This window comes from Flavobacterium sp. TS_SC_5 (genome assembly GCF_056156265.1).
On the sequence record NZ_CM149588.1, the window covers coordinates 1,572,393 to 1,585,864 of the forward strand.

Below are 13,472 nucleotides of genomic sequence, written 5' to 3' on the forward strand. Positions count from 1 at the left end.
GAGGTGCCCTAGCCCTGATAGCAGTGGAAATCCTTTTACTTTTTCTTTAAAAAGTAAAAGATTGAAACGAATAGCAGGATTAGCTCAAAAAAATAAAAAATGAAAGTATTTGTAATAGGAATAGGATTGATAGGCGGTTCGATGGTGTTGGACATTAAAACACTGCATCCAGAAGCCAAAATTTATGGAATTGATACTAACGAAAGTCATTTGGCGGAAGCCATATCTTTAGGAGTTGTTGATGCTGGTGCAACATTTGATGATTTAGTGGATGCCGACTTTGTAATCGTTTCAGTTCCTGTTGATGTAGCGCTGGTTGTTTTGCCAAAAGTATTAGATGTTATAGGCGATAATAGTATCGTTTTCGAAGTGGGTTCTACCAAAATTCCTATTTGTGAAGCGGTTGCCAATCATTCTAAAAGGAGGAATTTTATAGCGACGCATCCTATCGCAGGAACGGAGTTTTCAGGACCTTCGGCGGCGATAAAAGGATTGTTTCAAGGGAAGACAAATATTATTTGTGAGGTGGAAAAAACTACTTTCAAATTACAAGAAAAAGCGTTGGATTTGTTTAAGGCAATGGGAATGAGAATTCGTTATATGGATCCGAAATCACACGATAAACACATTGCTTACGTGTCGCATTTGTCGCATATCAGTGCCTTTATGCTGGGAAAAACGGTAATTAATAAAGAAAAACACGAACAGGATATTTTCGACATGGCAGGTTCCGGTTTTGAAAGTACCGTCCGTTTAGCCAAAAGTTCCCCAGCAATGTGGACACCGATTTTTAAACAAAACAGGAAACAGGTTGTAAAAACACTGGACGAATACATTTCGAATTTATCAAAGTTTAAAGAATTATTAGAAAATGAAGATTACGATGCAATTTACAATGAAATGCAAAGTGTCAATAAAATAAAAGAGATATTAAACGGAATTAATGTAAAAAAGTAATCAGTGTTCATCCTCAAACTTCAGGAGAAATTTACAATTAAATAGAACAACACAAAAACTAAAAAAAAATAAAATTAGAAAAGATGGAAAATAAGAAAGAGATGAGAAATTGGTTGAATGAATTTAATTTGACTCATCCATTTGTAATCGCAGGACCTTGTAGTGCTGAAACTGAAGAACAAGTATTAAAGATTGCACATGAATTGAAAGATTCAGACGTAAGCGTTTTTAGAGCAGGAATCTGGAAACCTAGAACACGTCCGGGAGGATTCGAAGGCGTAGGAGAAATAGGGTTGAAATGGTTGAAAAAGGCAAAAGAACAAACCGGATTGCTAATGGGAACGGAAGTGGCAAATGCGGCACACGTAAAATTAGCTTTGGAATATGATATTGATGTTTTGTGGATTGGAGCCAGAACGACAGTAAATCCATTTGCAATGCAGGAAATAGCAGATGCTTTAGCAGGAACTAAAAAAATCGTATTGGTTAAGAATCCGGTGAATCCAGATTTGTCTTTATGGTTGGGCGGCGTTGAGCGCTTGTACAATGCTGGAATTGAAAAATTAGGGGTGATTCACAGAGGTTTCTCTACATACGAAAAAACAAAATACAGAAACATTCCAGAATGGCAGATTCCTATTGAACTGCAAAATAAATTCCCTGATTTGCCTTTAATCATTGACCCGTCTCACATTACAGGAGATCGAAAAATGATTCTTGAAGTTACTCAACAAGCTTTAGATTTGAATTATGACGGAATGATTATCGAAACGCATTATGATCCGGACAATGCCTGGAGTGATGCTGCTCAACAAGTGACGCCGGATGCTTTGAAACAAATTTTTATAGATTTGAAAGTAAGAAAAGTAAATGATGTATCGGAAGAATTTACTCAAAAAATGGCTAAATTAAGAGCTAATATCGATGTTTTAGATGCTACGTTGTTAGAGCTTTTGGGTAAAAGAATGAAAGTAGCGGATGAAATAGGTCAAGTGAAAAAAGATGCTAACGTTGCTGTATTGCAAAACAATCGTTGGAATGAAATCCTTGGAAAAATGATTTTGGATGGTGAGAAAAAAGGATTGACGGAAGAGTTTGTACTGAAAATGTTCAAAGCGATTCACCAAGAAAGTATTGGTCACCAAGAAAAAGTGTTGAACGCATAAAATGATTTAAGATTTAAGATTGAGGATTAACGATTTCTGATTTTTGATTTCGTGAGCCATTAATTTAGATTTTTAAAAAAATTCCTACCGCTTTTGTAAAAAAAAAGTTGTGGGGATTTTTTATTTTTAATTGTATATAAAGTTGTTCAAAGTGAAAAACTTCAAACTTTATCCCGAAGCTTCGGGATAAACCTAAAACAAAGAATTATCTTTGCAAAGTCTTAGATTTTAAAACAGAAATCTAAAATCGTTAATCTTCAATCAAATAATCCTCAATGACAGGACTCGTATACAAATCTACAGGAAGTTGGTACACCGTAAAATCCGAGCAAGGTGATTTTATCGAATGCCGTATGAAAGGGAAATTCCGGCTAAAAGGAATCAAAAGTACCAATCCTATTGCTGTAGGCGATGTTGTGGATTATGAACTCGAAGAATCATCTGACACTGTTACTGGAACGATTCACAAGATTCACGACAGAAAGAATTATATCGTTCGGAAATCTGTGAATTTATCACATCAGATGCATATTATAGCGTCTAATATTGATCGGGTTTTCTTGTTAGTCACCATTAATAATCCGCCAACGACTTTTAATTTTATTGATCGTTTTCTGGTTACAGCCGAAGCATATGGAATCGAAACCATTTTAGTTTTTAATAAAATTGATACTTTTGATGACGCCACACTTGATGAGCAATTGTATATGCAGCATGTGTATCAAGAAATAGGATACAAATGTTTGCGCGTTTCTTCAACTGAAATGAAAGGGATCGAGGAGTTGAAAGCAATGATGATTGGTAAAGTGAGCATGTTCTCCGGACATTCAGGTGTTGGGAAATCCACTTTGGTAAATGCCATGGAGCCTTCTTTGCATTTAAAAACAAAAACAATTTCTGAAGCAAGTAAACAAGGACAACATACTACGACATTTGCTGAGATGTATGATTTGTCTTTTGATGCTAAAATTATTGACACGCCAGGTATCAAAGGTTTTGGAATTGTGGACATGGAAAAAGAGGAAATCAGTGGCTATTTTCCTGAATTTTTCAAATTGAAAGAGCAATGTAAATTCAATAATTGTTTGCATAAGGACGAGCCGCAATGTGCAATTAAAGCTGCATTAGAAAGAGATGAAATAGCTTGGTCCCGTTACAGAAGTTATCTTAAAATTCTGGAAGGCGACGATGAAAATTACCGTACGGATATTCATAACGAGGATAGAATAATTAGTGATAAAACACGGGAATAACAATAGCAATTTCAAAAATCAATTTCAATTTCAAAAATGAAAATCGTCCTTCAAAGGGTTTCCTCCGCCTCCGTAACTATAGACAATAAAATTGTAGCCGATATCCAAAAAGGATTATTGGTTTTAGTTGGTATTGAAGATTTAGATAATCAAGATGATATTAATTGGTTAGCTTCAAAAATAACCAACATCCGCATTTTTGGGGATGAAAATGAAGTGATGAATTTATCTGTCAAAGATATCGACGGCGATATAATTGTGGTAAGTCAATTTACATTGCATGCCGCAACCAAAAAAGGCAATCGCCCTTCCTATATTAAAGCTTCAAAACCTGAGGTTGCCATTCCATTGTATGAAAATTTTGTAAAACGTCTGGAAATAGAGTTTGGTAAAAAAGTACAAACGGGAATCTTTGGTGCGGATATGAAAGTGCTTTTGTTGAATGATGGGCCCGTAACGATTATCATAGATAGTAAAAATAAAGAGTAATTTTTGGCGCAATTCTCCAAACCTTAAAAGCAAATACCGGAAATTATTATAAGAAACACCTCACTCAAGGTGTTTTTTTATGTTCCAATTCTTTACATTTGTTCAAATACAATTCAGATGACTTTAGAACAATACATTCAAAATATAAATTCCGCATACAAAAGAGGCAATGCAACAGAACACACCTATCGTGGCGATTTGAAGCAACTTATCGAAAGTATTGTTCCTGATGTTGCCGCAACCAATGAACCCAAGCGACAACAGTGCGGAGCGCCGGATTATATTATCACAAAGAAAGATATTCCCATTGGTTTTATTGAAGCCAAAGATATTGGCGATAAAGATTTATCGGGTGTAAAGAAAACGGGGAACAAAGAACAATTTGACCGTTATAAAAACTCGCTCAACAACTTAATTTTTACCGATTATTTAGATTTTCATCTTTTTATCGATGGCGTTTTTATTACAAAAATCGCCATTGCAGAGATACAAAACGGAGCAGTTATACCGTTGCCTGCTAATTTCGCCACTTTTACAAACCTTATTAAAGATTTTTGTGTTCACATCAGTCAGTCTATAAAAAGTTCTAAGAAACTGGCCGAAATGATGGCGGGAAAAGCCAGATTGTTATCCGATGTGATTGAACAAGCGTTGACCAGTGATGAAACGCAGAACGATGACAGTACGTTGAAAGACCAAATGAACGCTTTCAAAGAAATCTTAATTCACGATATAACGCCCAAAGGTTTTGCCGATGTCTATGCACAAACCATTGCCTACGGAATGTTTGCTGCACGACTACACGACCCAACTTTGCCTACTTTTTCCCGACAAGAAGCAGCCGAATTAATTCCGAAATCCAATCCGTTTCTACGAAAATTATTTGGTTACATCGCCGGGCCTGATTTAGACGATCGCATCAAATGGATTGTGGATTCTTTGGTTGATATTTTCTTGGCGTGTAACGTTGCTGAAATATTAAAAAATTACGGAAAGTCAACCAAAATGGAAGATCCAATCATCCATTTTTATGAAACGTTCCTGAGTGAATACGACCCAAAGCTTAGAAAAGCACGTGGCGTTTGGTACACGCCAAAACCAGTCGTGAATTTTATTGTTCGTGCGGTGGACGACATCTTGAAAACAGAATTCGATTTGCCGCAAGGTCTAGCAGATAATAGCAAAACGAAAATAAAAATTGACCTTCAAGGCAAAAAAGTAGAACAAGAAGTGCATCGTGTTCAAATTCTGGATCCGGCAACGGGAACCGGAACATTTTTGGCTGAAGTAGTCAAACACGTTCACAAAAAATTCAAAGGACAACAAGGCGTTTGGAGCAATTATGTAGAAACGCATTTGCTACCAAGATTAAACGGTTTCGAACTTTTGATGGCAAGTTACGCGATGGCGCATTTACAAATGGATTTACTGCTGACGGAAACCGGCTATAAACCTACAAAAGACCAACGTCTAAAAATTTATCTCACCAATTCTCTCGAAAAAAGTCATCCTGACACCGGAACGTTGTTTGCCAATTGGTTGAGTTCCGAAGCCAACGAAGCTAATTTCATCAAGCGCGACACTCCCGTAATGTGCATTATTGGAAATCCTCCGTATAGTGGCGAGAGCAACAACAAAGGCGAGTGGATTATGAAATTGATGGAAGATTACAAAAAAGAACCAGGCGGAAAGGAAAAACTGAAAGAACGAAATCCAAAAGCAATAAATGATGATTATGTGAAATTCCTGCGCTACGGACAGCATTATATTGAGAAAAATGGTAGCGGTGTTTTGGCATTCATCAACCCACACGGATTTTTGGATAATGTCACTTACAGAGGAATGCGTTGGAATTTATTGAAAACCTACGACAAGATTTACACAATCGATTTGCACGGAAATAGCAAGAAGAAAGAAACGGCTTCTGATGGTTCTGCTGATGTCAATGTATTTGATATAATGCAAGGCGTTTCAATCAATATTTTTGTAAAAACAGGAAAGAAAAAAGTAAACGAATTGGGACAAGTTTTTCATTGTGATTTATTCGGGAAACGAGATTTTAAATATGATTTTCTTTCAGAGAATTCTTTGAAAAGTATTGATTTCAAAAAAATATTAAATGTTGCTCCAAATTATTTCTTTGTAAATAAAAATTTTGATGCTCAACAGGATTATGAACAAGGATTTAAAATTGATATGTTGTTTAAGATTTATGGAATGGGAATTACAACTGGAAACGATAAAGAATTAATTGATTTTAATCCTAATCATTTAGAAGATAGATTCCCTTTAAATAATATTAGAAAAGTTAATTATCGCTTATTTGATATTCGATATGTAAACTATAATTTAAAATTAATTGATAGAGGACGTGAAAAATTAATGATGCATTTTATTGATTTAGATAATTTAGGTTTAGTTAGTCTAAAAGGAGTAAGAAATGATTTGACAAGTAAAGTTGGTATAACTAAACTAATTATTGATAAATCTGTAGTGTCTACTTTAGATAATGGTTTTGTTTTTCCATTATATCTCTATCCCGAAACGAACGGACAACAACAATCCCTGTCAGGGTTCGAAACCCTGACAGGGTTGCACGAACCTACCAATAGGCAACAACAATCCCGGACAGGGTTGAACAAACCTACCGAGATTTTAAAAAGAATCCCCAATCTTAACGCTGAAATCATCAGTCAAATCGCGAAACAATTAGGAATGACTTTTGTTGCGGAGAAAAGCCCCTCCTCCATAGGGGTTGGGGAGGATTTCGCGCCAATCGATATTCTCGATTATATTTATGCGGTGTTGCATTCACCAACGTACAGAGAGAAATACAAAGAATTTCTGAAAATAGATTTTCCAAAAATCCCGTTTCCAAAAGACACAAAAACCTTCTGGAAATTGGTTGCATTAGGTTCGCAAATACGAGAAATTCATTTGCTGGAAAGCGCAACAGTAGAAGAATTTATTACTGAATTTAATATTGACGGCGATTGTGTGGTTACAAAACCAAGCTTTGTCATTTCGAGCGCAGTCGAGAAAACGCATGGAAATGTATTCATCAACGAAATCCAATATTTCGAAAATGTTCCTGAAGTAGCTTGGAATTTCTACATTGGCGGCTATCAACCCGCACAAAAATGGCTCAAAGACCGCAAGGAACGTAAACTGGAATTTGACGATATTGCCCATTATCAAAAAATAATCGTTGCTCTAACTGAAACGGATCGATTGATGAAGGAAATTGATAAAATTGAAATAGAGTAGCTATGGATGAAGATTTAAAAAAGTTTATTTTATATAAAACACCTAGTGGAGAAATCCGTGTTGATGTTTTGTTACAAAATGAAACAGTATGGTTAACTCAAAAAGCAATAGCTGAGTTGTTTGGCGTGCAAAGACCAGCAATAACGAAACATTTAGGCAATATTTTTGATGCTGGTGAACTCGAAGAAAATTCAGTTAGTTCCATTTTGGAACATACTGCCGACGACGGTAAAATTTATCCAACTAAATTTTATAATCTCGATGCTATAATTTCTATTGGATATCGTGTAAACTCTACTAAAGCAACACAATTTCGTATTTGGGCAACCCAAACTTTAAAGGAATATATTATAAAAGGTTTTGTTCTAGACGACAATCGTTTAAAACAAGGTCTGGCTATTTTTGGTAAAGATTACTTTAAAGAATTACTACAAAGAGTTCGTTCTATTCGAGCGAGTGAAAGGAGAATTTACCAACAAGTAACTGATATTTTTGCCGAATGCAGTATTGATTATGACAGCCATGCCGAAATAACTAAAAATTTCTATGCCACAGTTCAAAATAAATTTCATTTTGCTATTACTGGTAATACTGCTGCTGAAATAATTGCTAAAACTGCCGACGCCAAAAAGGAAAATATGGGCTTGACAACTTGGAAAAACAGTCCAAGTGGAAGGGTTTTGAAATCGGATGTGATTGTTGCCAAAAATTATTTGCAAGAAAAAGAAATTAAACAATTAGAGCGTACCGTAACGGGTTATTTTGATTACATAGAAGGATTGATAGAGCGGGAGAATACTTTTACGATGAGTCAATTGGCTGAAAGTGTGAATAAATTTCTAAACTTTAATGATTATAAGGTTTTGGACGGTAAAGGAAAAATTTCTAAAATACAAGCTGATAAAAAAGCAATCGCTGCCTATGAGACTTTTAATAAAACACAGAAAATAATTTCTGATTTTGATAAAGAAATAAAAAAACTAAAATAAAATGAACCTAAAAAATTCCCAACTAGACGTAGATACTTGGATCAAAGAACACGGCGTTCGTTACTTTAACGAATTGACTAATATGGCACAACTTACCGAAGAAGTAGGCGAAGTAGCCCGAATCATTGCCCGTCGTTACGGTGAACAATCCGAAAAAGAAAGCGATAAAAACAAAGACCTTGGCGAAGAATTAGCCGATGTAGTTTTTGTCGTATTGTGTTTGGCAAATCAAACCGGAATCGATTTACAGGCTGCTTTCGATAAAAAGATGGATTTGAAATCTATCCGAGACAAAGACCGTCACAAAAACAATGAAAAACTCAAATAATTTGTGAAGTATAAATTATGAATTATAAACGCGGAGTGGTAAATTGCGAACTTGAATTATACCACTCATAATTCATAATTCAAAACTCATAATTAGCTACATGAATTTAAAATTAAGTACGAATTCACAATTCACAATTGATAATTCACAATTAAATATTACCGGCTCAAAAAGCGAAACTAACAGACTATTATTGCTACAAGCTTTATTTCCTAATATTACTTTAGCCAATACTTCTAATTCTGATGACAGTGAAGTAATGCAAAAAGCATTGAAAGGAAACGAGGAAATAGTTGATATTCATCATGCGGGAACGGCGATGCGTTTCTTAACGGCATATTTTGCAGTAAACGAAGGTCGTGAAGTAGTGTTGACCGGCTCTCAACGAATGACGGAGCGTCCCATAAAAGTTTTGGTGGAAGCCTTGGAGCAATTAGGGGCTAAAATCTCCTACGAGAAAGAAATTGGATATCCGCCAATTCGAATCAAAGCACAAAAAATCACAGCTTCTAAAGTGAATATTCCTGCCAATGTAAGCAGTCAATACATATCGGCATTGTTATTAGTGGCGCCAAAATTGGAAAATGGTATTGAAATCACTTTGGTTGGCGAAATCACTTCGGTTCCTTATATCAAAATGACTTTGGCTTTGTTAAATGATTTGGACATCAAAACCAGTTTTGAAGGAAATGTAATTACCGTTTATCCAAAACAAGAAGTAGCATCGAAAGTAATGACCGTAGAATCCGATTGGAGTTCTGCTTCGTACTTTTTTAGTTTAGCTGCTTTGGCCGAAAATGCGACTATTTCATTAACGAGTTATACAGAAACGAGTTTGCAAGGCGATTCGGCTTTGGTTGAAATCTACAAACAAATGGGTGTTGAAACACATTTTGAAGGGAACAAAATGACTCTGGTAAAACAGTCTGATTTCAAACCGGAAACTTTAAACTTAGAACTAAATAATACGCCAGATATCGCACAAACAATAGTAGTTACTTGTCTTGGATTAGGAATTGGTTGCCATCTTACAGGACTTCATACCTTAAAAATAAAAGAAACGGACCGACTCGAAGCACTTAGAATTGAGTTAACAAAATTGGGAGCGAATATAGCCGTGACCAATGATAGTTTGACGCTTCTGGCTTCGAACCAAATCAATCCTAATGTTAAAATTGCGACTTATAACGATCACCGCATGGCGATGGCATTTGCACCATTAGCTATAAAAGTGCCAATTATCATCGAAAACGCGGAAGTCGTTTCAAAATCATACCCTGATTTTTGGAATGATTTAAAAAGTTTAGGTTTCGAAATTTCATAGCACACCCTCAATTCATTGGGCGAAAAGATGTTTTTCTTCTCCCTCTCCTTCGGAGAGGGCTGGGGTGAGGAAAAATAAACAGCAAAACACTTGACAACGCCTATCTCACAATCGTATATTTGCAAACTAGGATTAAAGTTGTCATCCTGAGCGCAGACGAAGGACGTAACTTATAATTCATAACTCATAAATATATCAGATGAAATTATCACATTTTCAATTCGATTTACCAAAAGAACTTCTTGCCGAATATCCAGCTGAAAACAGAGACGAAGCACGTCTGATGGTTATTGATCGTAAGAAAGGAACTATAGAACATAAAATGTTCAAAGATGTTATCGATTATTTTGATGACGGAGATGTTTTAATTCTGAATAACACTAAAGTTTTTCCTGCACGTTTGTATGGAAATAAAGAAAAAACTGGAGCAAGAATCGAAGTTTTTTTACTTAGAGAATTAAATTCTGAGCAAAGACTTTGGGACGTTTTAGTTGATCCGGCACGTAAAATCAGAATTGGTAACAAACTATATTTTGGAGATGACGATTCGTTAGTAGCTGAGGTTATCGATAATACGACCTCTCGTGGAAGAACATTACGTTTTCTTTACGACGGTTCCTATGAAGAATTCAGAAATAAATTAACAGAACTTGGAGAAACTCCAATCCCAAAATACATTTCTAGAGACGTAACTCCTGAAGACGCGGAACGTTACCAAACTATTTATGCTAAAGAAGAAGGAGCTGTTGCAGCACCAACTGCAGGATTGCACTTCTCGAAACATTTATTGAAAAAACTCGAAATCAAAGGAATTAAATTTGCCGAAGTTACACTTCACGTAGGTTTGGGAACTTTCAACCCAGTTGAGGTTGAAGATTTATCAAAACACAAAATGGATTCTGAGGAATTAAAAATTACTCAAGAAGCCTGTGATATTGTGAACGAAGCCAAAGCTAAAAAGAAACGTATTTGTACCGTAGGAACTACTTCTATGCGTGCCGTTGAAAGCTCAGTGTCGTCACAAAACACCTTGAATCCTTTTGATGGATGGACAAATAAATTTGTTTTTCCTCCTCATGATTTCACGATTCCAACGTGTATGATTACTAATTTCCACACGCCAAAATCAACTTTATTAATGATGGTTTCCGCATTTTGTGGTCATGATTTAATGAAAAAAGCATACGCAGAAGCAATCGAAGAAGGATACAAATTCTATTCTTACGGTGATGCAATGCTGATCATTTAAAAAACATTTTTTCTCCTCCCTTTCCTTTGGAGAGGGTTGGGGTGAGGCTAAAATCTCGTCAGCAATGGCGAGATTTTTTTTGTTTTATAAAGGTGTGTCCCGCTGAAAAAGCGGGTCGGGCTCTACGCTGTATCTTTATTTTCTTAAAGAAAGAAAATAAAGGATGCCGCTTCCATCCCTCACACGACGTTCTGTGCATAAAAGAGATTTGTATTCCTAATTCACTTGATACACCAGTCGATCCGTGATATTAGCCGTTTTGTTTTTCGATTGCGTATTAAACGAACCGCCATACGAAAAATCTTCCGATGAGTTTTGACCCGTAATTTGAAAAACTCCCATATCCGATTTCTTTAAATTCCCTAAACTCGCATCAGCGTTTTCAGCGATACTTTTAGCTCTGATACTAGCGTCTTTGGTGGCTTCGGCAATCATTTTTATTTTTAACTCGGCCAGTTTTGTGTAATAATATTCTGGTGGAGACGAATAAAATTCTACGCCTGAGTTGATCAATTCACTGGATTGTCTTGATAATTCCTCAATTTTATTTACTTCCTTAGATTGAATGCTTACACTTTGAGTCAGCGTAAATCCTGTGAAAATTTGCTGTCTTGTGGTTCCGTTTTCGTTGTAAGTAGTTTCAAAATCCTTATTGAAATTCACCGCTGAGAAAACCATTTCATTCGGTGCAATTCCTTTGCCTGATAAATAACTTTTTATTTTTTCTCTGTCAGCATCTAATGCGGCATAAGCATCCTTCAAAGTCATACTTTTTTTAGAAAACAATCCGCTCCAAACAATCAAATCCGAAACGAAATCCTTCTTACCCGAGCCGGTAACACTTATGGTATCGTTACTTTTATTTCGATTCTGAAAAGCATTCGAAAATAAATATGAAGAAATCACCACCGCAACGGCAATAATAATAACGTTCAAACTGTTTTTAAGCAGATCTAAGAATTTTAAATTCAATCAAATATAATTTAAAAACGAGTAGTTTCTTAATTCCGTATAGGAATTGGGAACTATTTTTTCTCACTCGAAAATTTAACTATTGTATAGCTTTCCAATCAATGTTAACTATATTGTCATTCGTTCATTTTTACTACTTTTACAAATCAAAATACAAATCATGATATTCGAAAATACCCTTGAATTTGCTAAAAAATTCGATTCACAAGATCAATTACATAAATACCAAGACGAGTTTATTTTTCCAAAGGTAAATGGAAAAAAGGTGATTTATTTCACAGGAAATTCACTGGGATTACAGCCTAAACGTACTAGAGCATATGTAGATGAGGTGATGAATGACTGGGCAAACCTCGCTGTTGAGGGACATTTTTACAGTAAAAAACCATGGTGGGATTACCACGAAAGATTTGCAAATCCGTTGAGTAAAATTGTGGGTGCACTTCCAAGCGAAGTTACCGTGATGAATACCTTGACTGTGAATCTGCATTTGTTGATGGTTTCTTTTTACCGACCAACAAAGACCAGATATAAAATTATTTGCGAGGAAAAAGCATTTCCGTCTGATCAATACATGTTTCAAAGTCAGGTTCATTTTCATGGATACAAACCAGAAGATGCGATTGTCGAAATCAAACGTCGCGAAGGCGAACACAACATTCGCTTAGAAGATGTTCTGGCAAAAATTGAAGAAGTTGGTGACAAGTTAGCTTTAGTTTTAATTGGTGGGGTCAATTATTATACCGGACAAGTTTTTGACATGAAAACCATAACAGCAGCCGGTCATAAAGCGGGAGCTTATGTAGGTTGGGATTTAGCGCATGCTGCAGGAAATGTAAAACTGGAATTGCATGATTGGAATGTTGATTTCGCATCTTGGTGCAGTTACAAATACATGAATTCAGGACCTGGAAATGCATCAGGATGTTTTATTCATGAAAAGCATCATAATAATTCGGAGTTACCGAGATTCGCGGGTTGGTGGGGACATAATAAAGAACGTCGTTTCAAGATGGAACAAACTTTTGATCCTATTCATGGAGCTGACGGTTGGCAAATCAGCAATTTACCGGTACTATCTTTGGCACCTTATTTAGCATCAGTCGACATGTTTGACGAAATAGGAATGGACGCTTTAATCCACAAAAGAGATTTAATAACTTCTTATTTAGAATTTATTCTACATGAAATAGACAAAGAAGTTGACAGTAGTTTTGAGATTATTACACCTTCGAATCCATCCGAAAGAGCGTCTCAATTATCTGTGTTATTGCATGGGGAAGGGCGGAGTTTATTCGATTATTTGATGAAAAACGGCGTCATAACGGATTGGCGCGAACCTAACGTTATCCGTTTAGCGCCGGTGCCATTGTATACTTCTTTTGAAGACATGTATGAGTTTGGTCAGATTCTGAAAGCAGGTATTCTGGGCAAAGCGAATCTTTAAATTATATAAATAATAACCTGAATTGCATAAG

The 13,472-nt window shown here is 35.9% G+C and carries 11 protein-coding genes; 10 read left to right on the plus strand and 1 reads right to left on the minus strand.

Annotated elements, in window-relative coordinates; all coding sequences use genetic code 11:
• Positions 1-99: 99 nt before the first annotated feature.
• From AC0J6S_RS06860 to queA, 9 genes are all read left to right on the plus strand, one after another.
• Positions 100-957: a prephenate dehydrogenase gene (locus AC0J6S_RS06860; protein WP_474956034.1), complete on the plus strand. Its 858-nt coding sequence runs from the start codon at positions 100-102 to the stop codon at positions 955-957.
• A gap of 83 nt (positions 958-1,040) precedes the next feature.
• Complete coding sequence (locus AC0J6S_RS06865) at positions 1,041-2,123, plus strand: chorismate mutase (protein WP_474956035.1); 1,083 nt, start codon at positions 1,041-1,043, stop codon at positions 2,121-2,123.
• 275 nt (positions 2,124-2,398) lie between these two features.
• Complete coding sequence (gene rsgA, locus AC0J6S_RS06870; protein WP_474956036.1) at positions 2,399-3,376, plus strand: ribosome small subunit-dependent GTPase A; 978 nt, start codon at positions 2,399-2,401, stop codon at positions 3,374-3,376.
• Between the two features lie 36 nt (positions 3,377-3,412).
• The gene (gene dtd, locus AC0J6S_RS06875; RefSeq protein ID WP_474956037.1) at positions 3,413-3,865 is read left to right on the plus strand and encodes a D-aminoacyl-tRNA deacylase; all 453 of its coding nucleotides are present in this window, start codon (positions 3,413-3,415) and stop codon (positions 3,863-3,865) included.
• Between the two features lie 117 nt (positions 3,866-3,982).
• Positions 3,983-7,132, plus strand: coding sequence for a type ISP restriction/modification enzyme (locus AC0J6S_RS06880; RefSeq protein WP_474956038.1), 3,150 nt, complete (start codon positions 3,983-3,985; stop codon positions 7,130-7,132).
• Between the two features lie 2 nt (positions 7,133-7,134).
• Entirely contained in the window at positions 7,135-8,121 is a 987-nt protein-coding gene (locus tag AC0J6S_RS06885; RefSeq protein WP_474956039.1) for a virulence RhuM family protein, read from the plus strand.
• 1 nt (position 8,122) lies between these two features.
• On the plus strand, positions 8,123-8,449 hold the full coding sequence (locus AC0J6S_RS06890) for a nucleotide pyrophosphohydrolase (RefSeq protein WP_035668323.1): 327 nt from the start codon (positions 8,123-8,125) through the stop codon (positions 8,447-8,449).
• 100 nt (positions 8,450-8,549) lie between these two features.
• Entirely contained in the window at positions 8,550-9,773 is a 1,224-nt protein-coding gene (aroA, locus tag AC0J6S_RS06895; protein WP_474956040.1) for a 3-phosphoshikimate 1-carboxyvinyltransferase, read from the plus strand.
• A gap of 199 nt (positions 9,774-9,972) precedes the next feature.
• Positions 9,973-11,022, plus strand: coding sequence for a tRNA preQ1(34) S-adenosylmethionine ribosyltransferase-isomerase QueA (gene queA / locus AC0J6S_RS06900; RefSeq protein ID WP_474956041.1), 1,050 nt, complete (start codon positions 9,973-9,975; stop codon positions 11,020-11,022).
• A gap of 216 nt (positions 11,023-11,238) precedes the next feature.
• Here the strand turns inward: queA and AC0J6S_RS06905 are convergent, their stop codons facing one another.
• On the minus strand, positions 11,239-11,994 hold the full coding sequence (locus AC0J6S_RS06905; RefSeq protein WP_474956042.1) for an SIMPL domain-containing protein: 756 nt from the start codon (positions 11,992-11,994) through the stop codon (positions 11,239-11,241).
• Positions 11,995-12,154: 160 nt separating this feature from the next.
• Here AC0J6S_RS06905 and kynU point away from each other — a divergent pair, with 160 nt between their 5' ends.
• The gene (gene kynU / locus AC0J6S_RS06910; protein WP_474956043.1) at positions 12,155-13,441 is read left to right on the plus strand and encodes a kynureninase; all 1,287 of its coding nucleotides are present in this window, start codon (positions 12,155-12,157) and stop codon (positions 13,439-13,441) included.
• Positions 13,442-13,472 lie beyond the last annotated feature (31 nt).